At 72.5% G+C, this 25,567-nt stretch carries 24 protein-coding genes and 1 pseudogene; 8 read left to right on the top strand and 17 right to left on the bottom strand.

Features of this window, described 5'->3' with window-relative positions; all coding sequences use genetic code 11:
- Positions 1 to 27 precede the first annotated feature (27 nt).
- The 7 genes and pseudogenes from AC4H2S_RS11930 to glnA all read right to left on the bottom strand — a co-directional run bounded on the left by AC4H2S_RS11930 (position 28) and on the right by glnA (position 5,326).
- Positions 28 to 600: an ankyrin repeat domain-containing protein gene (locus AC4H2S_RS11930; protein WP_491497196.1), complete on the bottom strand. Its 573-nt coding sequence runs from the start codon at positions 598 to 600 to the stop codon at positions 28 to 30.
- Between the two features lie 49 nt (positions 601 to 649).
- Complete coding sequence (locus AC4H2S_RS11925) at positions 650 to 2,002, bottom strand: HNH/ENDO VII family nuclease (protein WP_491497195.1); 1,353 nt, start codon at positions 2,000 to 2,002, stop codon at positions 650 to 652.
- Entirely contained in the window at positions 1,999 to 2,301 is a 303-nt protein-coding gene (locus AC4H2S_RS11920; RefSeq protein ID WP_491497194.1) for a WXG100 family type VII secretion target, read from the bottom strand. Before AC4H2S_RS11920 ends, AC4H2S_RS11925 begins: the two co-directional genes overlap by 4 nt.
- A gap of 3 nt (positions 2,302 to 2,304) precedes the next feature.
- Complete coding sequence (locus tag AC4H2S_RS11915) at positions 2,305 to 2,628, bottom strand: WXG100 family type VII secretion target (RefSeq protein WP_491497193.1); 324 nt, start codon at positions 2,626 to 2,628, stop codon at positions 2,305 to 2,307.
- Positions 2,629 to 2,988: 360 nt separating this feature from the next.
- A pseudogene (locus AC4H2S_RS11910) lies at positions 2,989 to 3,210 on the bottom strand (transposase); the annotation flags it as partial.
- 120 nt (positions 3,211 to 3,330) lie between these two features.
- Complete coding sequence (locus AC4H2S_RS11905) at positions 3,331 to 3,684, bottom strand: iron chaperone (RefSeq protein ID WP_491497192.1); 354 nt, start codon at positions 3,682 to 3,684, stop codon at positions 3,331 to 3,333.
- A gap of 211 nt (positions 3,685 to 3,895) precedes the next feature.
- Entirely contained in the window at positions 3,896 to 5,326 is a 1,431-nt protein-coding gene (glnA, locus tag AC4H2S_RS11900) for a type I glutamate--ammonia ligase (protein ID WP_491497191.1), read from the bottom strand.
- A 177-nt stretch (positions 5,327 to 5,503) separates the two neighbouring features.
- On the opposite strand from glnA, the gene AC4H2S_RS11895 reads away from it, so the two are divergent.
- Complete coding sequence (locus AC4H2S_RS11895) at positions 5,504 to 5,887, top strand: RDD family protein (RefSeq protein WP_491497190.1); 384 nt, start codon at positions 5,504 to 5,506, stop codon at positions 5,885 to 5,887.
- Between the two features lie 9 nt (positions 5,888 to 5,896).
- Here AC4H2S_RS11895 and AC4H2S_RS11890 read toward each other — a convergent pair whose 3' ends face one another.
- The 5 genes from AC4H2S_RS11890 to lipB all read right to left on the bottom strand — a co-directional run bounded on the left by AC4H2S_RS11890 (position 5,897) and on the right by lipB (position 10,436).
- Positions 5,897 to 6,604: a DUF4191 domain-containing protein gene (locus tag AC4H2S_RS11890; RefSeq protein WP_491497189.1), complete on the bottom strand. Its 708-nt coding sequence runs from the start codon at positions 6,602 to 6,604 to the stop codon at positions 5,897 to 5,899.
- 61 nt (positions 6,605 to 6,665) lie between these two features.
- The gene (gene lipA / locus AC4H2S_RS11885) at positions 6,666 to 7,607 is read right to left on the bottom strand and encodes a lipoyl synthase (protein ID WP_491497188.1); all 942 of its coding nucleotides are present in this window, start codon (positions 7,605 to 7,607) and stop codon (positions 6,666 to 6,668) included.
- 56 nt (positions 7,608 to 7,663) lie between these two features.
- On the bottom strand, positions 7,664 to 8,644 hold the full coding sequence (locus tag AC4H2S_RS11880; protein WP_491497187.1) for a hypothetical protein: 981 nt from the start codon (positions 8,642 to 8,644) through the stop codon (positions 7,664 to 7,666).
- Entirely contained in the window at positions 8,641 to 9,594 is a 954-nt protein-coding gene (locus tag AC4H2S_RS11875; RefSeq protein WP_491497186.1) for an ABC transporter ATP-binding protein, read from the bottom strand. The genes AC4H2S_RS11880 and AC4H2S_RS11875 overlap by 4 nt, the downstream gene beginning before the upstream one ends.
- A gap of 89 nt (positions 9,595 to 9,683) precedes the next feature.
- The gene (gene lipB, locus AC4H2S_RS11870) at positions 9,684 to 10,436 is read right to left on the bottom strand and encodes a lipoyl(octanoyl) transferase LipB (protein WP_491497185.1); all 753 of its coding nucleotides are present in this window, start codon (positions 10,434 to 10,436) and stop codon (positions 9,684 to 9,686) included.
- Between the two features lie 129 nt (positions 10,437 to 10,565).
- Here lipB and AC4H2S_RS11865 point away from each other — a divergent pair, with 129 nt between their 5' ends.
- Complete coding sequence (locus tag AC4H2S_RS11865) at positions 10,566 to 11,159, top strand: hypothetical protein (protein ID WP_491497184.1); 594 nt, start codon at positions 10,566 to 10,568, stop codon at positions 11,157 to 11,159.
- On the opposite strand, the gene AC4H2S_RS11860 is transcribed toward AC4H2S_RS11865, so the two are convergent.
- The 4 genes from AC4H2S_RS11860 to lpdA form a co-directional block, all read right to left on the bottom strand.
- On the bottom strand, positions 11,105 to 11,995 hold the full coding sequence (locus tag AC4H2S_RS11860; protein WP_491497183.1) for a TIGR01777 family oxidoreductase: 891 nt from the start codon (positions 11,993 to 11,995) through the stop codon (positions 11,105 to 11,107). The genes AC4H2S_RS11865 and AC4H2S_RS11860 overlap by 55 nt on opposite strands.
- Positions 11,996 to 12,104: 109 nt before the next feature.
- Complete coding sequence (locus tag AC4H2S_RS11855) at positions 12,105 to 15,605, bottom strand: ATP-binding cassette domain-containing protein (RefSeq protein WP_491497375.1); 3,501 nt, start codon at positions 15,603 to 15,605, stop codon at positions 12,105 to 12,107.
- 263 nt (positions 15,606 to 15,868) lie between these two features.
- Positions 15,869 to 17,866, bottom strand: a complete 1,998-nt coding sequence (gene sucB, locus AC4H2S_RS11850; protein ID WP_491497182.1) for a 2-oxoglutarate dehydrogenase, E2 component, dihydrolipoamide succinyltransferase — start codon at positions 17,864 to 17,866, stop codon at positions 15,869 to 15,871.
- Between the two features lie 47 nt (positions 17,867 to 17,913).
- Positions 17,914 to 19,302 (bottom strand): dihydrolipoyl dehydrogenase, encoded by a 1,389-nt coding sequence (gene lpdA, locus AC4H2S_RS11845; protein WP_491497181.1) that lies wholly within the window; start codon positions 19,300 to 19,302, stop codon positions 17,914 to 17,916.
- A 148-nt stretch (positions 19,303 to 19,450) separates the two neighbouring features.
- Here lpdA and AC4H2S_RS11840 point away from each other — a divergent pair, with 148 nt between their 5' ends.
- A complete protein-coding gene (locus tag AC4H2S_RS11840; RefSeq protein WP_491497180.1) occupies positions 19,451 to 19,810 on the top strand; it encodes a hypothetical protein in 360 nt (119 codons plus the stop codon).
- Here AC4H2S_RS11840 and AC4H2S_RS11835 read toward each other — a convergent pair.
- Positions 19,807 to 21,321, bottom strand: coding sequence for a leucyl aminopeptidase (locus AC4H2S_RS11835; RefSeq protein ID WP_491497179.1), 1,515 nt, complete (start codon positions 21,319 to 21,321; stop codon positions 19,807 to 19,809). The genes AC4H2S_RS11840 and AC4H2S_RS11835 overlap by 4 nt on opposite strands.
- 51 nt (positions 21,322 to 21,372) lie before the next feature.
- Between AC4H2S_RS11835 and gcvT the strand changes: the two genes are divergently transcribed.
- The 5 genes from gcvT (at position 21,373) to AC4H2S_RS11810 (ending at position 25,560) form a co-directional block, all read left to right on the top strand.
- Positions 21,373 to 22,482 (top strand): glycine cleavage system aminomethyltransferase GcvT, encoded by a 1,110-nt coding sequence (gene gcvT, locus AC4H2S_RS11830; protein WP_491497178.1) that lies wholly within the window; start codon positions 21,373 to 21,375, stop codon positions 22,480 to 22,482.
- 1 nt (position 22,483) lies between these two features.
- The gene (locus tag AC4H2S_RS11825) at positions 22,484 to 22,735 is read left to right on the top strand and encodes a hypothetical protein (RefSeq protein WP_491497177.1); all 252 of its coding nucleotides are present in this window, start codon (positions 22,484 to 22,486) and stop codon (positions 22,733 to 22,735) included.
- An 84-nt stretch (positions 22,736 to 22,819) separates the two neighbouring features.
- On the top strand, positions 22,820 to 23,683 hold the full coding sequence (locus AC4H2S_RS11820) for a hypothetical protein (protein ID WP_491497176.1): 864 nt from the start codon (positions 22,820 to 22,822) through the stop codon (positions 23,681 to 23,683).
- Between the two features lie 22 nt (positions 23,684 to 23,705).
- Positions 23,706 to 24,470, top strand: a complete 765-nt coding sequence (locus tag AC4H2S_RS11815) for a class I SAM-dependent methyltransferase (RefSeq protein WP_491497175.1) — start codon at positions 23,706 to 23,708, stop codon at positions 24,468 to 24,470.
- A 112-nt stretch (positions 24,471 to 24,582) separates the two neighbouring features.
- Positions 24,583 to 25,560 (top strand): zinc-binding dehydrogenase, encoded by a 978-nt coding sequence (locus AC4H2S_RS11810; protein ID WP_491497374.1) that lies wholly within the window; start codon positions 24,583 to 24,585, stop codon positions 25,558 to 25,560.
- Positions 25,561 to 25,567 lie beyond the last annotated feature (7 nt).

Below are 25,567 nucleotides of genomic sequence, written 5' to 3'. Positions count from 1 at the left end.
GGGTTCCTTCGCGTGGTCGGGTCTGGGCTACTGCTCTGGCGGCGGGACGGGGATGCCGCGGTCGGTGAGGGTCTGCTCGGCACGGATGACGAGCTCACCGCGCCCGCCCGCCCATTTCCGTAGGTTTCCCAACACCGTGCGTCCGTCCATGCTCTGTTGCAGCAGGTCGAGGTCGGGACGGGCGAGCAGAACGTCGTAGAACGGGGTGAGGTCGACGTCGCTGAACTTGAACTTCGCGGCAATGGTCTCCAGTGGGGTGCCGAACTTGGCGCTCACCTCATTGACGTCCGCGCCGGCGTCCAGCATGCGTTCGAGCAGGGGCGCTTCGGCCTCGAAGTCGTGCTGGTTGCGCCCGAGCAGGACGTGCAGCGGTCGTCCGTTGCGCACGTCCGCGCCGTCGTCGAGGAGCCGGTTGGCGATCGCGACCCGCTGAGTCGTGTCCTTGTTGGTCAACGCCAACGTGAGCGGCGTGCCTGACTCGAACTCGTAATTGACCCAAGCCGGCTCGTACACCTGCTCGAGCTCGGCAAGGGTGCCGTGCGTCAGCGCAGCGTAGAGGGCGTCGGTGTCGCGAGGCTTGCTGCGGTTGAACAGACCCATTTCGTGCTCGGCCTACCTCTCTGGCGTGGCTATCGGCGTTGTGTGCTGGCTATGGTGCTTCGTCCACATGCGAGCGATTTCGGCCCGGATGCGCCACCTCGTAGTTGTCCGGGTCGCGGTACCGGCGCAAGAACTCCTCCTTGGAGATCTTGCCGGACAGGTACTCGTCGCGGAGCTTGCGGTACTCCTGTTCGGGCAGGTGCCCCATGTCCCATACGCCCTTTTGAGGGTCTCCGGGCTTCCAGTCGATCTTGACGCGGTTGCCGTCCTTGTCGAGGACCCACACGTCGCCGTTGGCGTCCTTGGCGTTCTCCCAGACCTCCTCGACCTGACCCTTGCCGTAATCGGGACGTGAGTTCGCGTAGGGCAGGCGGTTGCCTTTGGCGTCGTAGCCGTAAGAGTTCGGCTTGCCCTTGTCGGGCAGCTTCCCCGTGGGGCGGCGCCGCATCGCCCGGGCGGAGCGGAACTTGCGCAGGACGCGGGTGACGTCGGTGAGCTTGTCGACCGTGCGGACGATGGTGAACACCGCCCGGACCGCGCGGATGGCCGCCAGTGCGGTGATCACCCGGCGGGCGTAGTTGGCGGCTCGTGCCGCGATGAGCGCGGCACCTCCGCCGGCAGCGGCGCCGGCGGTGAAGAACGACCCGATGCCGGCCACGACCACGGTGGCGCCGACCTCGATCGCGAGGTCCTTCATCAGGCCCTTGACGGTGCTCTTGGTCTCCTCGACCTGGTTCGCGTAGTCACGGCACGCGGTCGCGAGCTCCCGGCAGGCGCCAGCGATGTCGGCAGCGGCCTGCTTCACCTCCCCGACGGCCTTCTTCGCGGCCGGGATCTCAGGCGAACGCTGGTTGCCCAACTGGGTCGTGGCGACCTCGCAGTACGCCCTCAGGCCGTCCAGGGACGACGCCGCCGCGTCCCATGCCGACGCGGCCTGACCGAGGCGGCCGGTGTCGGCGCCTGGCCATGCGTAGCCCTCGAGGTAGTCGAGGATGACGTCCCAGAACTGCGGGGTGTCCTCCGCGTTCGCCCCCGACGCCGTCGGTGGGGTGTAGGGGGCGACCTCGACCGGGTCGACCTCTTCGATCGCACCAGCCCCGCCGCCTCTCTTCCCGTGGACCGATCCGGCGTCCGCGTCGGCGTGGTTGGCGCCCGAGGCCTCGGCGATGATGGCCAGGGTCCCGAGCGCCGTGACGAGGTCGGCGATGGCGGTCACCGCGGCGGCGGCACCGGAGTCGTAGTTGGGGACGAAGTCCTCCGACGACTTGTCGTCGCCGCCCATGCCGCCGAACCCGCCGAGCTTGCCGGTCAACGTCTCGTAGGCGTCGGCTGCGAGACCGTTGGCGGCCTCCAGCGAGGTCGCGGCGCTCGTGTAGCCGCCGGAGTCGACCTCGATCCTCATGAGAACGACTCCCACATCTTCACGTTGGCGTCCGCGGCTCCGGTGTAGTTGGTGTGGGCGTTCCTGGCCGAGGCCCGAAGCTCGGCGAGGGCGGCACGCATGCCCCGCATGCCCTCTTCCCACGTCTTGTGAGCCTCGGCCTGCGCCTCAGCGGCCAAGCCCTCCCACACGGCCTGCAGGGCGGCGACCTGCCGCTCGATATCGTTCGTCAACGTCTCGAGAGCGGTTTCGGTCGCTTGGACATCCGAGATGACGGCGTCGAGGTCGTCGGTGTCGATGGTGAAGATGCGTCCGGCCACGGCTCAGCCCAGCCTGTCGATGATGCGCGCCGACAGCGCATCGAGGCGCTGCTGGGAGGAGTCGTCCGAGGCGATGAAGTCGCGGTGGGTCTCATCAAGGAGCTCCCGCATAGCCGTCAGCCCCGTGAGAACCTCGCCGGCGGACTCCTTCCACTCCTCCCACGCCTCCGAGAACGACTCGGCCGCCTCACCGGACCAGCCGGCGTTCAGGAACCCGCGAACGCGTCCGTCGATCTGGTTGCGGTCCGTGCGCAGCCGTTCCGCCGCGTCGTGCACGTCGTCCTTGGCCTTCGCGAAGGCCGCGTGCATCACCTGCACCTGGTCCACGATGTGCCCCCTGCCCGAGTCCGTCCCCAAGCGTTCTACCCATGCACGCGGTGACTGAATCCTCAGCAGGGGATTTCTCAGAGACTTCATGACTTCGTGCTTCTGGTGGTGTCTGCGGTGCTGCTCACTGTGCCGGTGGCCGTCTTTCCTACGTGCAGTCCCTCGGCACCCCGTGCAAGGAGGCGCCCGTCCAACGCCGTTCTTCGCCGCCACCCTCGCCCGGAAACCGGCGGGTTCCAGACACGTGAACACCGTCCGTCGCGACCCGGCCCATGCGCCGAACCTAGCCGGGGGCAGCTCGACCAGGAGGTCAAGTCCGGTGAGGTGGTGTGCGACGGGTGATCTCTCGTTGTTGGTGGGTCAGGCCGTGATGGCCTGAAGGGCTGGTTCGTTCGTCTCCTCGTCGGTGGTGGTGTCGAGGGCTTGTGATCGGGTGAGGACGTCGAGTCCGAGGTAGCGGCGCCCTTCGGCCCATTCGTGGTGTTGCTCGGCCAGGACGGCCCCGGCGAGTCGGATGACTGATGCGCGGTCGGGGAAGATGCCGACGACGTCGGTGCGTCGGCGGATCTCGCGGTTGAGGCGCTACGGATCTCGGCATGTCCGGATGATCGAGCTGCGCCGACAGGCGGCGGAATGCAGCACCTCTGACGAGGTGCGGGCGTCGCGGTCCCGCTTGCACGTGGACTACGGGGAGCTGCTCCGCTACTTCGAAGAGCGGGTCTCGTTCAGCCGGCGCACGACCCGCTCGATCAGTGCGTAGTCGACGTGGGGGTACGGCAGCTTGAGCGTGCCTTTGGCTCCGGCGTAAGGCGCGAGGTCGGCGTCCAAATCAGAGTCGCCTGCCGGTGGCACGGGATAGAGCGAGACGTGCTGCTTCCATACCGCCACGTGGACGAGGGAAACGCCTTCGACCTGCCAGGTCGGCATGTCGTAGCGCATGACACGATCTGCGCCGGGCACCACCAGCAGCACCCGCCGTTCGATCTCCTCCACCACCTCCCTCTGTTCAGCGGGAAGCGATGCGAGGTAGTCGTCGACCGACGCGAACTTCGGCATGAGGGCAGTATGACTCGACGACGACGACGTCATGTCTACGCAAACGAACCAACCCTCAGTGGATCCGACCGCGCGCGGTCGCCCCGTTCATGCCACATTCATGCCACAAGACAACTGAAAACGTCCCAAGACAACAGAAGGTGTCTTGGGACGTTTTCGCAGGTCAGGCGTCGATTACGGGACAAACCCGCAGGTCGGCGCTCAGCGCGGCTCAGATGTCGTAGTAGAGCTCGAACTCGTGCGGGTGGGGCCGCAGCTGGATCGGGAGGATCTCGTTGGTGCGCTTGTAGTCGATCCAGGTCTCGATCAGGTCGGGCGTGAAGACGTTGCCCGCCGTGAGGAACTCGTGGTCCCGCTCGAGGTTCTCCATCACCGCGCCGAGCGAGGTGGGGACCTGGGCGATGTCGGCCATCTCGTCCGGCGGCAGCTCGTAGATGTCCTTGTCGATCGGGGCCGGCGGCTCGATCTTGTTCTGGATGCCGTCGATGCCGGCGAGCAACAGCGCGGAGAACGCGAGGTAGGGGTTGGCCGACGGGTCGGGGCAGCGGAACTCGATGCGCTTGGCCTTGGGGTTGGCGCCCGTGATCGGGATGCGCACGCAGGCCGAGCGGTTGCGCTGGGAGTAGACCAGCGAGACCGGCGCCTCGAAGCCCGGCACCAGGCGGTGGTAGGAGTTCACCGTGGGGTTGGTGAACGCCAGCAGCGACGGGGCGTGCTTGAGGATGCCGCCGATGTAGTAGCGGGCCATGTCCGACAGGCCGGCGTAGCCGGTCTCGTCGTAGAACAGCGGCTCGCCGTCCTTCCAGATCGACTGGTGGGCGTGCATGCCCGAGCCGTTGTCGCCGAAGATGGGCTTGGGCATGAAGGTGGCCGTCTTGCCGTTGCGCCAGGCGACGTTCTTGATGATGTACTTGAACTTCATCACGTCGTCGGCGGCCTTGAGCAGCTCGTCGAAGCGGTAGTTGATCTCGGCCTGGCCGGCGGTGCCGACCTCGTGGTGGGCCCGCTCCACGGAGAGGCCGGACGCCTCGAGCTCCTTGACCATCTCGTCGCGCAGCTCACCGAAGTGGTCGTAGGGCGCGACGGGGAAGTAGCCGCCCTTGTACTTCACCTTGTAGCCGCGGTTGGGGCGGTCGGCGGTGCCGGCGGCGCCGGAGTTCCACGCGCCCGCCTCGGAGTCGACGCGGTAGAAGCCCTCGTTGGCGGAGGTGGCGAAGCGGACCTCGTCGAAGACGTAGAACTCGGCCTCGGGGGCGAAGTAGGCGGTGTCGCCGATGCCGGTGGAGGCGAGGTAGGCCATCGCCTTCTTGGCGATGTTGCGCGGGTCGCGGCTGTAGGCCTCGCCGGTGATCGGGTCGTGGATGAAGAAGTTGATGACCAGCGTCTTCGCGGTGCGGAAGGGGTCGATGTAGGCCGTGGTCGGGTCGGGCAGCAGCGACATGTCCGACTCGTGGATGGCCTGGAACCCGCGGATGGACGAGCCGTCGAAGGCGAGGCCGTCCTCGAACACCTCCGGACCGAACGCGCCGGCGGGCACCGTGAAGTGCTGCATCACGCCGGGAAGGTCGCAGAAGCGCACGTCGACCATCTCGACGCGCTCGTCCTTGATGAACTTCAGGAGCTCATCGGAGTTGTTGAACATTCGGTTCCTCCTTGACGGCGGCGCGCGCACGTCGATTGCTGCGTTGGGGAGCGGAGCCTCGTTGCACCGTGCCGCCACGCTAGGGGGGAGCAGTTTCCTGACCGTATCCCGATTGTTTCGCCCGTGTAACAGGTGACCGGCCGATGGGCCGCCGCTCGGGCCTCCTAGGCTGGGTTCGTGACCAGCGCTGTAACACCGGAGCTCGAGTCAGCCACGTTCGGCAGGCGCGTCCTCGCGCTCGTCGTCGACTGGATCGCGTGCCTCGCCGTGGTAGAGGGCCTCGTCGCCGCCGGCGTCCTCGAGGCCAACCCCAACGGCATCGGCACGCTGGTGCTCTTCGTCCTCGAGTCGGCGGTGTTCACCGCCCTGGCAGGCGGGTCGTTCGGCAAGCTCGCCACCCGGCTCCGGGTGGTGAGGTCGGACGGCTCCGGTCGGCCGGTGTCGCTGCTGCGTGCGCTCGTCCGCTCGGTGCTCGTCGCGCTGCTCCTACCGCCGCTGCTGACGTACGACGGCCGCGGGCTCCACGACGTCGCCGCCGGCACGCGGACCGTCAGGCTCTGACCCGAGCGGTCAGCGTCCGCGCTGCTGCGAGCGCATGCCCTTCATCGACGTCGGCATCGGGCCCTTGGGCAGCGGGAGCTTGCCGCGCTGGGCGTCGAGGGCCTTGAGCCGCTGGAGGATGTCGGTCATCTCGGCCGGCTTGACGTTGCGGCCGAGCTTCTGGACGTGGCGCACCAGCTTGGGCAGCGGCACCTCGCCCTCGCCGCGACCGCACACGACCTCGTGGATCGGCACGCCGTAGGCCACGCGCTCGTGCTTCTTGTGCTCCGTGGCGAGCAGCTGGCGGACGCGGGCGGGGCTGGAGCCCTCGGCGACGAGGACGATGCCGGGCGGACCGACGACGCGATGCACGACGTCCTGCTGCTTGGTGAACCCGACGACCGGGTCGACCTTCCACCCGCGACGCAGCATCTGCAGGGCGCCCGCGGCCGCGGCCGGCTGGCCTTCCATCTGGGTGTACGCCGCCTTCTGGGCGCGGCGGCCGAAGACGAGCAGCGCGAGGAGCGCGCCGAAGAGCACGGCGCCGACGACGGACATGATCCAGCCGAGGAGGCCGTCGCCCGGCAGCACCCACATCACGGCGAAGCCGAGGGCCGCGCCGAGCACGAACACGCCCATCACGATCAGGCCCAGGCGCGGGTCGCTCCGCTTGGCCATCTGGTAGGTCTGCATGATCTGCCCACGGCGCGAGGTGGGCGTGGTGGCGGGGGTCGACATGAGGTGGCCTTGTCCGGTCAGGTGTTCAACAGGTGCTTCGACAGGTGGAGCGGTGATGCTGTCAGGCGGTGGCGGCGGCGCGCGCTTCCATCGCCTGACCGTACAGGCGTCCGGCGCGGTAGGACGAGCGGACCAGCGGGCCGGACAGGGCGCCGGCGAAGCCGATCTCGTCGGCCTCGGCCTTCAGCTCGACGAACTCCTCCGGCTTGACCCACCGCTCGACGGGGTGGTGGCGGGGGGAGGGGCGGAGGTACTGCGTGATGGTGATCAGCTCGCAGCCCGCCTCGTGCAGGTCGCGCAGCGCCTGGCTCACCTCCTCGCGGGTCTCGCCCATGCCGAGGATCAGGTTGGACTTGGTCACCAGGCCGAAGTCGCGGGCCTGGGTGATGACGTCGAGGGAGCGGTCGTAGCGGAACGCCGGGCGGATCCGCTTGAAGATCCGCGGCACCGTCTCCACGTTGTGGGCCAGCACCTCGGGCCGCGACTCGAAGACCTCCTGGAGGAGGTCGGGCTTGCCGTTGAAGTCGGGGATCAGGTTCTCCACGCCCGTGTCGGGGTTGAGCTCGTGGATCGCGCGCACCGTCTCGGCGTAGAGCCAGGCACCGCCGTCGGGCAGGTCGTCGCGCGCGACGCCGGTGATGGTGGCGTAGCGCAGCTGCATCTTCTGCACCGACTCCGCCACGCGGCGCGGCTCGTCGCGGTCGAGCGGCTGCGGCTTGCCGGTGTCGATCTGGCAGAAGTCGCAGCGGCGGGTGCACTGGTCGCCGCCGATGAGGAAGGTGGCCTCGCGGTCCTCCCAGCACTCGAAGATGTTGGGGCAGCCGGCCTCCTGGCACACGGTGTGCAGCCCCTCGGACTTCACCAGGTTCTGCAGCGAGGTGTACTCGGGGCCCATCTTGGCGCGCGTCTTGATCCACTCCGGCTTGCGCTCGATCGGAGTCTCGGCGTTGCGGATCTCCAGTCGGAGGAGCTTGCGTCCTTCGGGTGCGGGAGCAGTCGTCACACCTGCCACTCTACGACGGGGCTCCGAGCCTCCCCAACCAGGACCGCGCGTGCGGCTCACGGCACGTCGCGGCGCTGGTAGGACCACAGGGAGAGCACGACCGCCACCCCGACGAGCACCGCGAGCGCGACCCCTCCGTCGGCCACGGACAGCACCCGCTGGCAGTCGCCGCTCACCGAACCGTCGGCGAACTGGGTGCACGCCGACGGGTCGTAGTAGGAGAAGTCGCCCAGCACGAAGGCCATGAAGGTGGTGGGGAGCAGCCAGCGGACCGCGCCGTCGCCGAGGATCGCGACGAGGAGCATCGACCCGGCGATGGCGACCCCGAACATCAGCGACAGGGTCGCCACCGTGCTGCGGAACAGCATTGTGAGGGCGTAGCCGAAGAGGCCGCCCACGCCGATGGCCAGGACGCCGCGCGCCTGGGTCGCCCAGATCGCGTCCCAGTCTCCGGGCGCCGCCGTGACGTCACGGCTCGACGCGAGCAGCGCCGCCAGGCCCCAGAACGCCGCCAGCACGACCGCTCCGACCAGGACGCCGGTGAGCAGCACGGCAGCACCCTTGGCGGCCCACAGTCGCAGCCGCCGGGGCTCGAACAGCAGCTGGTTGCTCATCGAGCCGGTGTTCCAGTCATGGCCGGCGTACGTCGTTCCGATCAGCATGAGCAGCCCGGTCAGGATGGTGATCGCGGCCGCGCCCACCTCGGTGCGCAGCGTGCCGAGCTCGAGCGTGCTGCGGAAGAGGTAGTTCTCGTAGCGGGGTGTGATCGCGTCGGCACAGCCGGCCGCGACCCCGTCGGGGCCGAGGTACATCTCGGGGTCGTCCTCGCAGGCGGCGAGCTCCTCGGCCACCCACGGCTGGTCGGCGTCCAGCGCAGCGCGCTCCTTGGCCTGCGCGATGTCCGCGTCGCTCACCGGGCGCGTCTCCCACGCGTAGCCGGCCAGCAGGACGAGGGGCAGGGCGACGCACGCGACCAGCAGCACGACGACGGCCCGTCGCCAGCGCAGCCGGTCCAGCTCGACCCTCAGCAGCCTCATCGAACCTCCTCCGGCGTCGGCGCGAGGCCCATCTGGTCGTCGGCTGTGAGCTCGAGGAAGATCGTCTCGAGGTCGGCACGGACCGGGGTGAGCTCGGACAGGTAGAGACCGGATTCGGCCAGGAGGCGCGTGATCCGGTCGCCGGTCTCGTCGGTGACGACGTCCAGCGAGTCGGCGTCCCGTCGCACGCTCATGCCCGCCGCCTCGAGCGCGGCGCGGGCCGCGCCCGGGTCGGCGACGCGCAGCCGGTAGGACGTACGCCCGAGCAGGTCCTCGACCTTGCCCGAGGTCAGCATCCGGCCGTTGCCGATGATGGTCGCGCTGGTGCAGACCTGCTGCACCTCGGCCAGGATGTGGGAGCTCAGCAGCACCGTCACGCCCGCCTCGCCGAGGCCGCGGATCAGCTCGCGGATCTCCCGGATGCCGGCGGGGTCGAGGCCGTTGGTCGGCTCGTCGAGGATCAGCAGGTCGGGCGACTTGAGCAGGGTCGCCGCGATCGCGAGGCGCTGCTTCATGCCGAGGGAGTAGGACTTGTAGCGCTCGTCGGCCCGCTCGCCGAGCCCGACTCGCACCAGCGCGTCGTCCACCACGTCCCGGCCGATGCCGACCGACCCCGCGAGGAGGAGCAGGTTCTGCCGGGCGGAGAGCGTGGGGGAGAACTTGGGCGACTCCACGACGGCGCCGACGCGGCCCATGACCTCCGGCAGTCGCTGCGGCACCGGGGTGCCGAAGAGGGACATCGTCCCCGCGGTGGGCCTGGCGAGCCCGAGCAGCATCCTGATGGTCGTGGTCTTCCCCGACCCGTTGGGTCCGAGGAAGCCGTGCACGCCACCGCGGGGCACCGCGAGGTCCAGGTCGGCGACGGCGACGCGGGTGCCGCGCGGACCGGTGAACTCCTTGCGCAGCCCGCTGGTCTGGATCACCAGCTCGCCACTGGCCGTGCTCGCCACGACGCCCCCTCCCGGGAGCCGACCGGGCGCCTCCACGTGGGAGTGGACTATGGCAGGACCGAATGCGGGTGCGCTCTGGGACGCGCCGGTCAGCGACCGGGTGTGACGAGCTGGATCCGCGGGCCGCGGCCGGGCTCGGGGCGGGCGTCGTAGTCGGGGGTGGCCTCGTAGGGCTGCCACGACAGGTACGTCGCCAGGTGGCGGCGCACGGCGGGCAGGACGTCGGCGACGGTGACGTCGCGGCCGAGCTCCTGCGACAGCGAGGTCACGCCGGCGTCGGCGATCCCGCAGGGGACGAAGCGGTCGTACCAGCCGAGGTCGACGTCGCAGTTGATCGCGAAGCCGTGCATCGTCACCCCGCGGCTGACGCGGATCCCGATGGCGGCGATCTTGCGCTCCGGGCCGCGGTCGTCCGCACGCAGCCACACGCCGCTGCGGCCCGGGATGCGGGCCGTGGTGACGCCGAGGTCGGTGCACACGGCGATGAGTGCCTCCTCGACCCGGCGCACGTAGTCGACGACCTTCACGTGGTCGGGCAGCGCCACGATCGGGTAGCCGACGAGCTGGCCGGGCCCGTGGAAGGTGATCTTGCCGCCGCGGTCGACGTCGATGACGTCGGCGCCCCCGGGGTCGAGCGGACGCTCGTGCGGGTCGGTGCGCTTGCCGGCGGTGAAGACCGGCGGGTGCTCGAGCAGCAGCACGGTGCCGGGACGGTCGCCGGCGACGACGTGCTCGTGCACCTGACGCTGGAGCTCCCACGCGGCCAGGTAGTCGACGGCGTCGTCGCCGAGCCCGGCGACCTCGAAGTCCAGCGCGGTGGTGGCGGCGTGCTCGGGCGGCATGTGCCGAGCGTACGCCGCACGCCGTGGTGGGGGTGGGCTGGCGGGGGGCGTCGGCGCCGAGCGGCCGCAGGAGGACGGGGGCTGTGGATGACGCCTGCAGGCGGGTCGCGGATCCGGCACGCTGGCGGGATGGACCCGCGCCGCCTGCTGCCTGCGCTCACCGCCGTGGCCTGCGCCCTGGTCGTCGCGACCCTGGTGGTGGTGCTGGCGCGTCCCGACCCGGGCGGCCCGGCGGCCGGTCCGCGGTCCGGCTCGGAGAACGAGGTCCGGGACACCGCAGCCAGCACGACCAAGCGCACCGGCCCTGCGGCGGTGCTGGCCGCGTGGGACGCGGAGCGGGCGGCCGCGTGGGCGACGGGGGACGCCGAGGCGCTCGCGGGGCTGTACGCCGGCGGCGCCGGTGCGGCCGACGTCAGCCTGCTGCGCGACTACCGCCGCAGAGGGCTGCGGGTCGAAGGGCTGACGACGCAGGTGCTGGCGCTGCGGGTGGTCGCCCGGTCGCACGGGCGGTGGGAGTTCGCCGTGACCGACCGCGTTGTGGGCGGTACGGCCGTCGGTGCCGGGACGCCGGTCGCGCTGCCCGCCGGGCGCCCGTCGATGCGACGGGTGGTGCTGGTGCGGGAGGACGGGAGGTGGCTGGTGGCACAGGTGCGCGACGGAGGCCGCGCTCAGGACAGCGCGGCCGCCAGCACCTCGCGCACGTCCTCGTCCTCGAAGTCGTAGCCCGCGCGCTCGAGCGCGGCGGGCCGGGCGTTCACGGAGCCGAGGAGCTCGGGGGCCAGGTCGCCGGCGGCGCGGCGCATGAGCGGCGCGGGGACGGCGAGGAACGCCTTGCGGTGCAGCGCCGTGGCCAGCGCGCGGGTGAACTCGGCGTTGGTGGGCGTGCGGGGGCAGCAGAGGTTGAATGCCCCGGACACGTCGCGCGACTCGATGAGGTAGCTCACCGCCCCGATCCAGTCGCGCAGCGAGATCATCGGCATGAACTGCTCGCCGGATCCGAGCCGGGCGCCACAGCCGGCCTGGAAGAGCAGGCGCAGCTGTTTCAACGGCGGGGAGGTGCGGTCCATGACGGGGGCCGTGCGCAGCTCGCACACCCTCGCCCCGGCCTCACGCGCCGCGTCGGCGGCGGCCGACCACGCGTGCGAGACCCGGGTGAGGAACGTGTCGCCCGCGCTGGGCGTGTCCTCGGTGACCGCCGACGTGCCGTGGTCGCCGTACCAGGCGATGCCGTTGCCGGCGATGAAGGCCGCCGGGCGCTCGGAGGCCGCGATGGTCTCGGCGAGCAGGCGGGTGGTGGAGACCCGGGAGTCGAGCACCTCGCCCGCCCACTTCCTCGAGTGTGGGTTGCCGGCGATGGGCGCCCCGGCGAGGTTGACCACCGCATGGGCGCGCCCGACGAGCTCCTTGTCGATCACGCCCTCGGCCGGGTCCCAGCGCGACTGGTGCGCGGAGGCCGGCTCGCTGCGGACGAGGGCGGTCACCTCGTGCCCGTGCACCCGGAGGTGGTCGGACAGGTGGGTGCCGAGGAATCCCGAGGCACCGGCGATGACGACGCGCATGTCCCCACCCAACCATGGGGCCACAAGCCGCGCCGACGCCGCCGTGACCGCATGAGGGGCACCGCGACGGACCCGCAGGCGGTGCGCCGGGACGGCCGTGGGCCGCGTCTCAGCCGGCCAGGTGGGCCCAGCGCCCGGCGAGCTCGCGCCAGGGCCCCTGGTCGACCACCCGGCCCGCGTCGAGCACCACGACGCGGTCGGCCTGCGCGAGCGCGGCCGCCTTGCTGGTCGCGCCCACGACGGCGGTGCCCCGCGCGCGCAGCGCCTGCCACAGCTCGATCTCGGTGGCGGCGTCGAGCGCGGACGACACGTCGTCGGCCAGGAGCACGTCGGACTCGGTGGCCAGCGCCCGCGCCAGCGCGAGGCGCTGCACCTGCCCACCGGACAGGCGTACGCCGCGGTGGCCGACGAGCGCGTCGGGGCCGCCTGCCTCGGTGACGTCGCGCCCCATGCGGGCCGCTTCGAGGGCGGGCATCACCGACCTGTCGGCGTGGTCGAGGGCGACGTTGTCGGTGAACGTGCCGGAGAGCACCCGCGGCACCTGAGCGACGTGGGCCACCCGGCCGGGGCGCAGCGCGATCTGCGGGTCGTCGACGAGCCGGTCGTTCCAGCGGATCTCGCCGGTGCTGCCGACGAGCCCGGCGAGCGCGCCGAGCAGGCTCGACTTGCCGGAGCCGACCTGGCCGAGCAGGAGCACGAGCTCGCCGGCCTGCACGTCGAGGTCGACGCCCTCGACGCCCAGCGTGCCGTCGTCGTGGATCGCCGACAGCCCGCGGACGGTCAGCGTGCGCAGCGGCTCGCGGTGCGCCGCAGCGGGCACCGGGCCGGTGCCGCGGACCAGGTCGACGCCCTGCGGCAGGTCCATCAGGTCGCCGCCGCCGGCGAGCTCGCTGGTGGCGTTCATCCACGCGCGGGTGCCGGGGGCCTCGGTGACGACGGACCCGGCCACGCGGCCGAACCAGTCGAAGCCGCTGACGGCGTTGGCCACGAGGAGTGCGGTCGCGAGCTCCCAGCGGCCGGTGAGCAGCCCTGCCCAGGCGGCCACGACGCCGCACTGCACCATCACGACGGGAACGCCGTCGAGGAGGGCCTGGACGCGGTGCTCGCGCACGGCGGCGTCGACGCGACCGCCGTCGACGGCGCGCAGGTGCTGGTGGACCTGCGGCGTGGCGGCGGCCAGCTTGACCGTGCGGGCCGACTCGAGGGCGGAGACGAGCGACTGGCCGAACCGCGCGCGGGCCGTCGACGCGGCCGCGGCCGAGCGGCCGGCGACCCGGCGCCCGAGGGTGGAGGCCAGCGCCGAGGCGACCATGACCGTCAGCAGGACCGCGCCGGCGAGCCAGGTCTGGGCGATGAGCGCGGTCACCAGCGCGACGACGAGACCGTTGACGAAGTCGACCCAGCGGTCGGTGTAGCGGGCCAGCCGGTCGGCGTCCATGGTGCGAGCGACGACCTCGCCGGGCGGCGTGCGGAGCAGCCGGCGCTGCGCGGTCTGCCCGTGCAGCACCGCGGCGCGCACCCGCAGCCGTACCTCCACCCACCAATGCGGGTAGGAGCGGAACGCCTGGGCGAGCAGGAGCGGGCCGATGAGGAGCGAGGCGACCAGGGCCACCACCAGCAGGGTGGGCCGCTCGCCCGCCTGCAGGTCGGTGACGATGTGACCCCACACCCACCCCGTGACCGCGCCGAACGCGCCGGTCAGCGACGAGGCGAGGAAGAGGAACGCGCCGAGCAGGCCCCACTGCGGCTGGATGCTGATCGTGTGGAGCACCTGGCGGGCCAGGCTCGGCGTCGGGGCGAGCCGGGGCGGCGCCGGGGGAGTGGTGCTGCGGCGCACGGACCCGATCGTCGACTCGTCGTGGTGGTGCTCCTCGACGACCGGCTCGTGGGCCGCTGCCTCAAGGAGGTCGCGGAAGGGCCCGTCCTCGGCGGCCAGGCGGCCGCGGGGGCCCTGCTGGACGACGCGCCCGGACTCGAGGACCGCCACCTGCTCGGCCCGCTCGGTGGTGGAGAGCCGGTGCGCGACCAGGATGCCGGTGCGCCCGGAGATCAGCCGGTCGGCGGCCCGCACCACGCGGGCCTCGGTGACGGGGTCCATGCGGGCGGTGGCCTCGTCGAGGACCACGACGCTGACGTCGCGCACGAGCAGCCGCGCGAACGCGACGAGCTGCTCCTCGCCGGCCGACAGGCTGGTGCCGCCGGGGCCGAGGACGGTGTCAAGGCCCTCGGGCAGGCCGGCCACCCAGTCGGTCAGGCCGAGCTCGGCCACGGCCGCCTCGACCACGGCGGGCGGGACGTCGGCGAAGAGGGTGATGTTGTCGGCGAGCGTGCCGGCCAGCACCTCGGTGCGCTGGGTGACCACGCCGACGGCGGAGCGCAGCTGCTGGAGGTCGAGGTCGAGGACGTCGATCCCGCCCAGGAAGACGGTGCCGGGCGGGGGCTCGACCGCGCGGGAGAGCAGGGAGGCCAGCGTCGACTTGCCCGAGCCGGTGCGACCGACGAGCGCGCAGGTGTGGCCGGCGCTGAGCAGCAGGTCGACGTCGCGGAGGGCGAACGTGCCGGTGCCGTAGCTGAACTCGAGGTGGCGGAACTCGACGTCGAGGGGCCCGTCGGGCACGGGCAGGCCGCCCGTCGGCTCGGCCGGCGAGGCGAGCATCCCGCGCAGCCGCAGCACCGCGCCGAACCCCTCCTGGAGGTCGGGCAGGTGGCGCGCGAGCATGTCGACGCCGCCGACGAACATAGTCGTGACGAGGAAGAGGGTGACCAGGCGGGCCGTGCTCAGGTCGCCGGAGAGCACCAGCGCCACCCCGACCACTCCGACCGCGGCCAGGGCGCCGTGGAGCAGGCCGCCGCTGCGGCGGGTGATGCGCACCTCGACGGCCAGGACAGCGTCGAGGGTGCGGTGGACGACGGACGCCAGGTGGGCGTTGCGGCGCAGGACGTGGGCCTGGCCGAGCGAGGTGCGCAGGTCGTCGCGGGCGGCGACGCCCTCCTCGGTGGACGCCGCGTGGTCGGTCCAGGCGGCCTCCTCGATGACCTTGCGCTGCGCGACCAGCGGCAGCAGCCGGCGGATCACGGCGAACGTGACGACGGCGGTGAGCGGGAAGAGGAAGACGGCCGGCCACCAGGTGAGCGAGGCGACCACCCACAGCGGGCCGGAGGCGAGGAGGGTGCGCGCGGCCTGCCACACGCCCCAGCGCATCAGCTGGCCGACCTCCCAGGTGTCGTCGTCGATGCGGTCGAGGACCTCGCCCACGGCCTGCTCGGAGAGCTCGGACAGCGGCTGCGCCATCGCGGCGTCGAGGAGGTCGGCGCGGAGCTGGCCCTCGGCGCGGTCGCAGATCGTGGCCCAGACGGTCTTGGCGACCGTGTCGATCACCGCGCCGCCCACCACACACAGCGCCAGGAGCACCAGGAGGCGCTCGGTGGGGCTGTCGGCGAGCCTGCCCGCGACCATCGAGCCGAGGGACGCGGCGACGGCGCCCAGCAGGGACATCGAGAAGCAGAGGTAGGTCAGCGGACGCCGCACGCGCCGCCAGTCGACGGGCACCCGGCCCGGCGGCAGCCCGGCCGTCGCGGACGTCGTCGCCGGTGCCGCGGGGGTCTGCATCTCGGTCACCGTCACAAGCATCAGACGGTACGTCGCCGCACCGACATCGCGCGCCTCGTTTTCGTGTGACTCGCGCCGCTGTGACGTGGTCGACACGGCCGCCGGACGAACGCGGGGCTCTCCCGGCTGAGCCCCGTTGCGTCATGCGTACCCGAGGCCATGCGTACCGGTCGGGATGACGGACCGCGCGGCCGCGCCGGGGACGACGACGCCCCGCCCACGGAGCGTGGGCGGGGCGTCGTGCGACCGGGATCAGGCGGGGATCAGACCTCGAACTGGCCTGCCTCGAGACGCTTCTTGACCTCCTGGAGGAACCGGCCGGCGTCGGCGCCGTCGACCAGGCGGTGGTCGTAGGTCAGCGAGAGGTGGACCATGTGGCGCACCGCGATCGTCTCGCCCAGGTTGGGGTCGTCGATCACGACGGGTCGCTTGACCACGGCGCCGGGGCCGAGGATGGCGACCTGCGGCTTGTTGATGATCGGGGTGTCGAAGAGCGCCCCGAAGCTGCCGAGGTTGGTGATGGTGAACGTGCCGCCCGACAGCTCGTCGGGGGTGATCTTGTTGGTGCGGGTGCGCTCGGCGACGTCGGCGATCTTCTTCGCCAGCCCGGCGATCGACAGGTCGCCCGCCTCCTTGACGACCGGCGTCAGCAGGCCCTTCTCGGTGTCCACCGCGAACGCGATGTTCTCGCGGTCGAAGTAGGTGACCTCGCCCTTCTCGGCGTCGATCGCCGCGTTGAGCTTGGGGTGCAGCTTGAGCGCGTCGATCGCAGCCTTGGCGAAGAACGGCAGGTAGGTCAGCTTCACGCCCTCGCGCGCCAGGAAGTCGGCCTTCACCGACTCCCGCAGGCGGGCGATCACGGTGACGTCGACCTCCATCACCTGGGTGAGCTGGGCGCCCTCGTGCAGCGACTCCACCATGCGCGAGGCGATCACCTTGCGCAGCCGCGAGAGCGGCTCGGTGGTGCCGCGCAGCGGCGACGGCGACGCCGACGACGGAGCCTTGGCGGCCGGGGGAGCACCGGCAGCAGCCGGCGCGGCAGCGGGGGCCTCGGCCGGGGCCTTGGCCTGCTGGGCGGCGGCGGCCGCGTCGAGGACGTCCTGCTTGCGGATGCGGCCACCGACGCCGGTGCCCTGCACCGAGCCGAGGTCGACGCCGTGCTGGTCGGCCATCTTGCGCACCAGCGGGGTCACGTACGCCGACTGGTCGCGGCCGCCGCCCTGGGACGAGGCCGACGAGGACGACGAGCCAGACCCGCCCGAGGGGGCCTGGGCGGCGGCGTCGGTGCGCTGCGGCTCGGGCTCGCCCTGCGGGGCTGGGGCGTAGGGCGCCTCGCCCTTGGCCTCGGGCTCGACCTCCTGCGGCTGCTCCTGCTGGGCTGCGGGGGAGTCCTGCTTGGCCGACTCGGGGGTCTCGTCACCCTCGGGCAGCTCGCCCTTCTCGTCGGCGATCCACTGCTCCTGCTCGGCCTTCTTCTCGGCGTTGTCCTCGTCCTTGGGCTGCGCCTCGGCCGACTGCGGCTCCGACGTGGCGCCCGACCCGGCGTCGCCCGAGCCGATGATCGCGAGCTCGGCGCCGACCTCGACCGTCTCGTCCTCCGCGGCCTTGATCTCCAGCAGCGTGCCGGCGATCGGGGAGGGGATCTCGGTGTCGACCTTGTCGGTGGAGACCTCGAGCAGCGGCTCGTCGACGGCGACCTCGTCACCGACCTGCTTGAGCCAGCGGGTGACCGTGCCCTCGGTGACCGACTCGCCGAGCGCGGGCAGGGTCACCGGCGTACCGCCGCCACCCCCACCACCGGACGAGCCACCGGACGAGTCGCCGGACGCCGCCTGCTCGGCAGCGGGCTCCTCCTGGGCGGGGGCGTCGTCCTTCTCCGACTCGGGGGTCTGGTCGCCGTCGGGGAGGTCGCCGGTCTCCTCGGCGACCTGCTCCTCCTGCTCGGCCTTCTTCTCCGACTCGGCGTCGTCCTGGGGCTGCGCCTCGGGCTCGGCCGACCCGGAGGCGTCGCCGGCCGACTCGCCCTCTTCGCCGACCACGGCCAGGACCGAGCCGACCTCGACGGTGTCGTCCTCGTTGGCCTTGATCTCCAGCAGCGTGCCGGCGACCGGGGACGGGATCTCGGTGTCGACCTTGTCGGTGGAGACCTCGAGCAGCGGCTCGTCGACGGCAACCGTGTCACCGACCTGCTTGAGCCAGCGGGTGACGGTGCCCTCGGTGACGGACTCGCCGAGTGCGGGGAGGGTGACTTCGGAGGCCATGTGGTTCCTTCGCTCGCGTGTGGGTGGGGAGGGATGTCTCAGGTGGTTCAGGAGTGGGCGTGGAGCGGCTTGCCGGCGAGCGCGAGGTGCGCCTCGCCGAGGGCCTCGTTCTGGGTCGGGTGGGCGTGCACCAGCGGCGCGACGTCGTCGGCGTGTGCCTCCCAGTTGTAGATCAGCTGCGCCTCGCCGATGAGCTCGCCGACGCGATCGCCCACCATGTGGACGCCGAGCACCGGTCCGTCGACGAGACCGACGAGCTTGACGAAGCCCTGGGTCTGCAGGATCTGGCTCTTGCCGTTGCCGCCGAGGTCGTACGTCACGGTGGTGACCGCGTCGCCGTGGAGCTCGCGCGCCGCCGCCTCGTCGAGGCCGACCGACGCGATCTCGGGGTGCGAGTAGGTGACCCGCGGGATGCCGGTCTCGTCGATGGGACGCGGGTCGAGCCCGGCGATGTCCTCGGCGACGAAGATGCCCTGCTGGAAGCCGCGGTGGGCGAGCTGGAGACCGGGGACGATGTCGCCGACGGCGTAGACGCCCTCGACGTTGGTGCGGCACCGCTCGTCGGTGAGCACGAAGCCGCGGTCCATCTCGATGCCCTGCTCGGCGTAGCCGAGGCCATCGGTGGCGGGACCCCGGCCGACGGCGACGAGGAGCACCTCGGCCTCGATCACGCTCTCCCCGTCCTTGGCGCCCTCCACGGTGACGGCGACGCCGGTGTCGGTGACCTTGACGCTCTTGTAGGAGGTCGCGGTGAGGAAGGTGATCCTGCGCCTGCGGAAGGCGCGCTCGAGCGCCTTGCAGGAGGCCTCGTCCTCGGCGGCCACGAGCCGGGGCAGGGCCTCGACGATGGTGACCTCGGAGCCGAACGACTTCCACACGCTGGCGAACTCGCAGCCGATGACGCCGCCGCCGAGCACGATCGCCGACGCGGGCACGCGGTCGAGGCGCAGCGCGTGCTCGGAGGTGATGACCTTCTCGCCGTCCACCTCGAGCCCTGGCAGCGACCTGCTGTAGGAGCCGGACGCCAGGACCACCGACCGGCCGGTGTAGGCCGTGCCGTCGACGGTGACCTCGCGGGGACCGGTCAGCGTGCCGGTGCCCTGGATGACGGTGATGCCCCGCGACTTGATCAGGCCGGTGAGTCCCTTGAAGAGCCGGTCGACGACCTTGTCCTTGTAGGCGTTGACCCCGGCCATGTCGATGCCCTCGAGCGAGGCGGTCACACCGAACTGGGCGGCGTCGCGCGCGGAGTCGGCGACCTCCGCGGCGTGGAGGAGGGCCTTGGTCGGGATGCAGCCGACGTGGAGGCAGGTGCCGCCGAGGTTGCCCTTCTCGACGAGTCCGACGCTCAGGCCCAGCTGGGCCGCTCGCAGGGCGCAGGCGTATCCGCCCGATCCGGCCCCGAGGACGAGTACGTCGAACTCACCGTCCGCCACTGCATTCCCTCCACACGTGCTCGACTCGCACCGACCATCTCGGGGCGCGTCCATCTTTGCACTCTTCGTGACGCTGTCCACACCGGGTCGGGCGGGTCGAAGCGGTGATCGCGAGCGCGATGGGGCCACTCCCTGCACAATGTGCGCCATGGGCCTGTTCGACCGACTCCGTCGCAAGACGCGCACCAGCGCTCCTGCGCAGGACGCCACCCGCACCGGGTCCACCCGTGTGCGGGCCTCCGACGGGGAGGACGTGCGCCACCTCGAGCGGTTCGTCACCACCCGCCAGGGGGTCGAGGGGTTCGTCGAGCCGCGCACGGCGGTCAGCGACGTGACGCTGCTGCTGGTCGCCCACGACGGGGAGTGGACCCGCCGCCGGGTGCCGAGCGTGCGGTGGGCCCACGACTTCGCCAACCGCCACCGGGTGCCGTCGTACGACGCGGCGGTGGTCGGCGTGCCGCAGCGGATGCGCGACTACAACCGGCGCAAGAAGGCCGAGGGGATCTAGTCCTTCGACCGGTCCGCCAGCGACCGGGCCAGCTCGACCAGCGTAGTGACGCCGAAGCCGGTCGCGCCCGACGGGACGTGGCCGTAGGGGCCGCCGGTGTTCATCTCCTTGCCGGCGATGTCGAGGTGGGCCCAGGGCAGGCCGCCGGTGAACTCGCGCAGGAACGCCGAGGCGTAGAGGCCGCCGCCCCAGCGCACCCAGTCGTGCTGGAGGAGGTCGGCGACCTTGGAGCTGGTGACGCGCTCCTTCATCTCCTCGGGGATCGGCATCGGCCAGTGCTGCTCGCCGGCAGCCGCGCCGGCGGCCAGGACGGACTGCACCTCCCCGTCGGTGCCCATCACGGCGCCGACCTTGTCGCCGAGGGCGAGCTGCATGTGCCCGGTGAGGGTGGCGATGTCGACGACGACGTCGGGCTCGTCCTGCACCGCCATCGACAGCGCGTCGCCGAGCAGCATCCGGCCCTCGGCGTCGGTGTTGGCGATCTCGACGGTCGTGCCGTTGTGCATGGTGATCACGTCGCCGGGACGGGTCGCGGTGCCGGAGACCATGTTCTCGGCCATCGGGGCGTACGCCGTGACCTTGATCGGCAGGCCCAGGCGCGCGATCGCGAGGGTGGCGGCCACGACGCTGGCCGCGCCGGCCATGTCGCCCTTCATGTTGACCATGCTCGACGACGGCTTGATGGTCAGGCCGCCGGAGTCGAAGGTGACGCCCTTGCCGACCAGCGCGAGGTGCACGGCCGCGCCCCGCGGCGCCCAGGTGAGCCTGACCAGGCGCGAGGGCGCCTCGGAGGAGTCGCCGACGCTGAGGATGCCGCCGCAGCCCATCTCGGCGAGCTGCTCGTGGTCGAAGATCTCGAGCGTGACCTTGGGCGCGCCGCGGCCGGTGGTGACCTCCTTGTGCGCGGCGCGCACGAGCTCGGCCAGGATCGGGGGCGTGCAGTCGCGGGGCGGCGTGTTGACCCAGTCGCGGGTCAGCGCGACGGCGTCGGCGAGCACCTCGGCGCGCGCCAGGGCGGCGACGGCGTCGGCACGGCGGGCGATGCCGGTGAGCACCACGACGTCGTTGGGCGCGGACGCCTCGGGCTGGTGGGACTTGTAGCCGGTGAAGGTGTAGCCGCCGAGGCGGTGGCCCTCGACCACGGCCTCCACCAGCTCGGGCGTGTCGCTCGGCAGCGCGAGGGCGACCGAGGCGGCGTTGGGCACGCTGCGGGCGGCGACGCCCGCGGCCCGGCGTACGGCGACGGGGTCGGCCTGGTCGGCACCGAGCCCGACGAACACCAGCAGGGGTGCGTTCACGCCGTCGCCGGTCGGGGCCTTGACGGACTCACCGGCCTTGCCGGTCACGCCCATCGTGCTGAGGAACGGACGCAGCCGGCGGCCGTAGGCCTCGCTGATGTCGGCGGCGGCGTCGCACAGCCGTGGGCCCTTGGCGCCGGTGACCACTCCCACCACGACGGCGTCGGCTCGGGTCTTGGCGGGACTGGCGCTGCGCAGCGCGTAGGTGGTCACCCGGGCATGTTAGGCGAGGCCTGACGCGCGGCACGCGGTAGGTTCGGCGCCATGGCCGCATCGCTCAAGCAGTCGCCCCTCCACGACCGTCACGAGGCCCTCGGTGCGAAGTTCGCCGAGTTCGGCGGGTGGTCGATGCCGCTGGAGTACCGGACCGGCGTGGTGAAGGAGCACACGGCGGTGCGGGAGTCGGTCGGCGTGTTCGACGTCAGCCACCTCGGCAAGGCGATGGTGTCCGGTCCGGGTGCCGCCGACTTCGTCAACGCCACCCTGTCCAACGACCTGGCCAAGATCCGGCCCGGCAAGGCCCAGTACACGCTGTGCCTCGACGAGTCCGGCGGCATCGTCGACGACCTCATCGCCTACTGGCACGACGACGAGCACGTGCTGCTCGTCCCCAACGCCGCCAACACGGCCGAGGTCGTGGCGCGGCTGCAGGCCGCCGCCCCCGCGGGCGTGAAGGTGGTCAGCCACCACGACGACTACGCTGTGCTGGCCGTGCAGGGCACCCGGTCCGACGAGGTGCTCGAGAAGGTCGGGCTGCCCGCCGGGCACGAGTACATGTCCTTCGTCGAGGCCGAGCTGCACGACACCGGCGTCGGCGTCGTGGTGTGCCGCACGGGCTACACCGGCGAGCGCGGCTACGAGCTGGTCGTGGCCAACTCGGTCGCCGGCCGGCTGTGGGACGAGCTGATGGCGGCCGGCGGGGAGTGGGGCATCGTCGCGTGCGGCCTCGGTGCCCGCGACACGCTGCGCACCGAGATGGGCTACCCGCTCCACGGCCAGGACATCGGTCTCGACACCAATCCCCTCGAGGCCGGGCTCTCGTGGGCCGTCGGCTGGAAGAAGGGCGCCTTCTGGGGCCGCGACGCGGTGCAGAAGGTGAAGGAGGAGGGCCCCAAGCGCCGGCTGCGTGGGCTCCTCGCCGTCGGCCGCGGCATCCCCCGACCCGGGATGGGCGTCACGCTGACCCCCGACGTGCCGCTGGCCGACGTCACGTCCGGCACGTTCTCCCCGACGCTGAAGAAGGGCATCGGCCTGGCGCTGATCCCGACCATGGTCGCCGAGGACGCCGAGGTGGGCGTCGACATCCGCGGGCGGCGCGAGGTCTTCCAGCTCGTGAAGCCGCCCTTCGTCGACCCGTCGGTGAAGGAGTCCTGACGTGCTTCCCGGACAGCCGCCGACCTTCCGCCAGCCCTCGGCCGCCGAGCGGCCCTGGTGGTGGCGCCTGGAGGACGCGGCGGGTGAGGAGGTCGAGGTCGCCGGCCACTCCGACCAGCGCTTCGCCACCCAGGGCGACGCGGAGTCGTGGGTGGGGGAGATCTGGGCCGACCTCGCCGAGCACGGCGTCGCCGCGGTGACGCTGTTCGAGCACGACCGCCAGGTCTACGGGCCGATGTCGCTGAGCGCCTGACCCATCCGCGCCGGCCGCGGCCCCGAACGCCTCCCGAGGCCTCGGAGCCGGGGCGCACGGTCGACGCACGGGAGGAGGCGCGAGGTGGGCACCGCGGACCGGTCGGACTTCGCGACCTACGTCGACGCGCGCTGGACCGACCTCGTCGCCGGCCTCGAGGAGGAGGGCGTCGCGCCGGACGACGCGCGGCTCGCGGTCGCCGAGACCCTGGTGGCCGCCCGGCGCTCGTGGCGGCGCCGCGTGCGCGAGGAGCAGGTCGACGTGACCCTGTGGGCCGAGGCCCGTGAGCGGGCCGCGCTGCCGCCACGTCCCGGGGAGCCGGCACCCCACGGCGTACGCCCGCGAGACCCCCGCGACGGGCCCGAGCCGTGGTTCGAGCGGGCCGAGCGGGTGCGGGCCGCCCGTCGCCGGCTGGCGGCGAGACGCGCCCTCGTGGGCGTCGTCGTCGCGGCGGTGCTCGCGGCCGGGTGGGCGTGGTGGGCCGCCCGGCCGACACCGCCCCCGGTGCGCGAGGAGGCCAACCCGCTGCCCGTCGCGTGGTACGCCGAGGGTGAGCTGCACCTGGCGGACGTGGTGGTCGGGCTGCGCGGCGTGGAGGTCTTCGTCGCCGACGGCTCCGCCGTGGTCGCCCGGCTCCGGTCCGGGGAGGTGCTCCGCGTGGACGCCGACGGCGGGACCGAGCCGATCGACGAGGCGCCGGCCGCGCTCGACGAGGTGCCGGTGCCGCCGCTCGTCACCGCGCTCGGCGCCTACGACGTGCTCGTGCAGAGCGTGCCGATGGCCGACGGCGGCTGGGCGCACCTCATCGACTCCTCGCGCCGCGACGGCGCACAGGACGCCGTGCGGCAGTCGGAGTCGGGCCGGCGGGCGCTCGTGGTGTGCCGGACGCCGGCGGTGTGCGAGGAGCCGGTGACCATCGTCGCGGGCGGCACGGTCCGGTTGCGCTGAGCCACCGCTAGGGTCGCGCCTCGTGGCGGAGGCACTCTGGACAGGCGTGGCGCAGGCGTACGCGCGGAGCTTCGCCGGCCTGTGCGCCGGCGCGATCCCCGCGGTCCTCGACGGGCTGCCACGCGGTGCGCGGCTGCTCGACGTGGGCTGCGGCACCGGCGCGCTGGTGGGAGCCGCGCGGCGGGCGGGACACGACGCCATCGGGGCCGAGCCGGACCCGGAGATGGCGCGGCTCGCTGCCGCCGCGCTCGGGCGGGAGCGCGTGCTCGTGGGTGGCCTGCCCGACCTGCCGCTGGCCGACGACGGCTTCGAGGTGGTGACGGCCGCCTTCGTGCTCAACCACGTCGAGGACCCTCGCGCCGGTGCCCGCGAGCTGGCTCGGGTGGCAGCGCCCGGGGCGGTCGTGCGCGCGACGATCTGGGGAAGCACGCCGCCTCCGCAGGCCGTGATGTGGAACGACCTGCTCGACTCCGTCGACGTCGTGCGTCCTGTGGTGCCGCGGCTGCCGGCCGACCGGGACTTCGACCGTTCCGCCGACGGCCTCGCCGGCATCCTCGCCGAGGCCGGGCTCGCTGTGACCGCCGCCGGCACCCGCTCGTGGACGTGGCGGATCGCTGCCGACGACCTCTGGTGCGGTCTGACCACGGTGGGCAACTTCGGCCTCGCGTGGCGCGCCCAGCCCGAGGCCGTGCAGGCCCGCCTGCGGTCGGCGTACGACGCCCTCGGCCGGCACCACGCCTTCGGCGTCGAGTGCGTGGTGGTGGAGGCCCGGGTGCCGCGGTCCTGAGCGGGTGTGCCCTGGCGGCGACGCCGGCTGCGGCGACTGCTTGACCTCACGTCCACGTGAGCTCCTAGCGTCCCGGGCAAGAGCCGACGACGAGTGAGCGGGGACCGACGTGATGCAGGCGATCGTGCAGAGGGCCTACGGCGGTCCGGAGGTGCTGGTGCTCGAGGACGTCGACGAGCCGGACCCGGCGGCGGGACAGGTGCGGATCGCCGTGTCCGCCGCAGGTGTGCACCTCTTGGACGCCTCCCTGCGCGAAGGCGTCGCGGGTCCCTTCGGGCGAGCGGCGCTGCCCATGACGCCGGGCCGCGAGGTCGCCGGGGTCGTGGACGCCGTCGGGCCGGACGTCGACCGGTCCTGGCTCGGCCGACGGGTGGTCGCCCACCTCGGTGTGCTCAGTGGCGGCTACGCCGCTCGCGCCCTGGCGCCTGCCGCGGCGCTGATCCCCCTGGCCGAGCACGTGGACGAGGCAGAGGCGGTCGCGATGGTCGGGACCGGCCGCACCGCGCTGGGCATCCTCGAGGAGGCGGCGATCGGGCCGGACGACACGGTGCTGGTCACCAGCGCGGCCGGCGGGCTGGGGACCCTGCTGGTCCAGGCCGCCGTGCAGACCGGGGCACGCGTCGTCGGGGTGGCCGGCGGTGCGGCCAAGTCGGCGCTGGTGGCGTCGTACGGCGCGCACCCGGTCGACTACCTCGAGCCCGGCTGGCCCGCCGAGGTGGCGGCCCTCCTCGGCGCCGAGCGCGCCGTGACCGTTGCCCTCGACGGGGTGGGCGGCACGGTGGGCCGGGCCGCGTTCGACCTGGTCGCTCCGGGCGGCCGGCTGGTCATGTTCGGCTGGACGGCCGGCGAGGCGATCGCCCTGTCGGCGCAGGACGTGTTCGAGCGCGGGGTCGCGGTGACCGCTGCCATCGGAGCGCGCATGTTCGCCCGGCCGGACGGGATCCAGGGGCTGGCCCGCGAGGCGGTGGATCGGCTCGCCGCCGGCGAGTGGCGGCCCGCCACCACCCGGTTCCCCCTCGCCAAGGCAGCCGAGGCGCACCGGGCGCTGTCCGAGCGACGAACCACCGGCAAGGTTGTGCTGCTGACCTGAGCGTGCG

This window comes from Nocardioides sp. Z13_37, assembly GCF_058355585.1.
The sequence above is the reverse complement of the archived record's forward strand: the minus strand, read 5'-3'. Positions and strand labels throughout refer to the sequence as shown.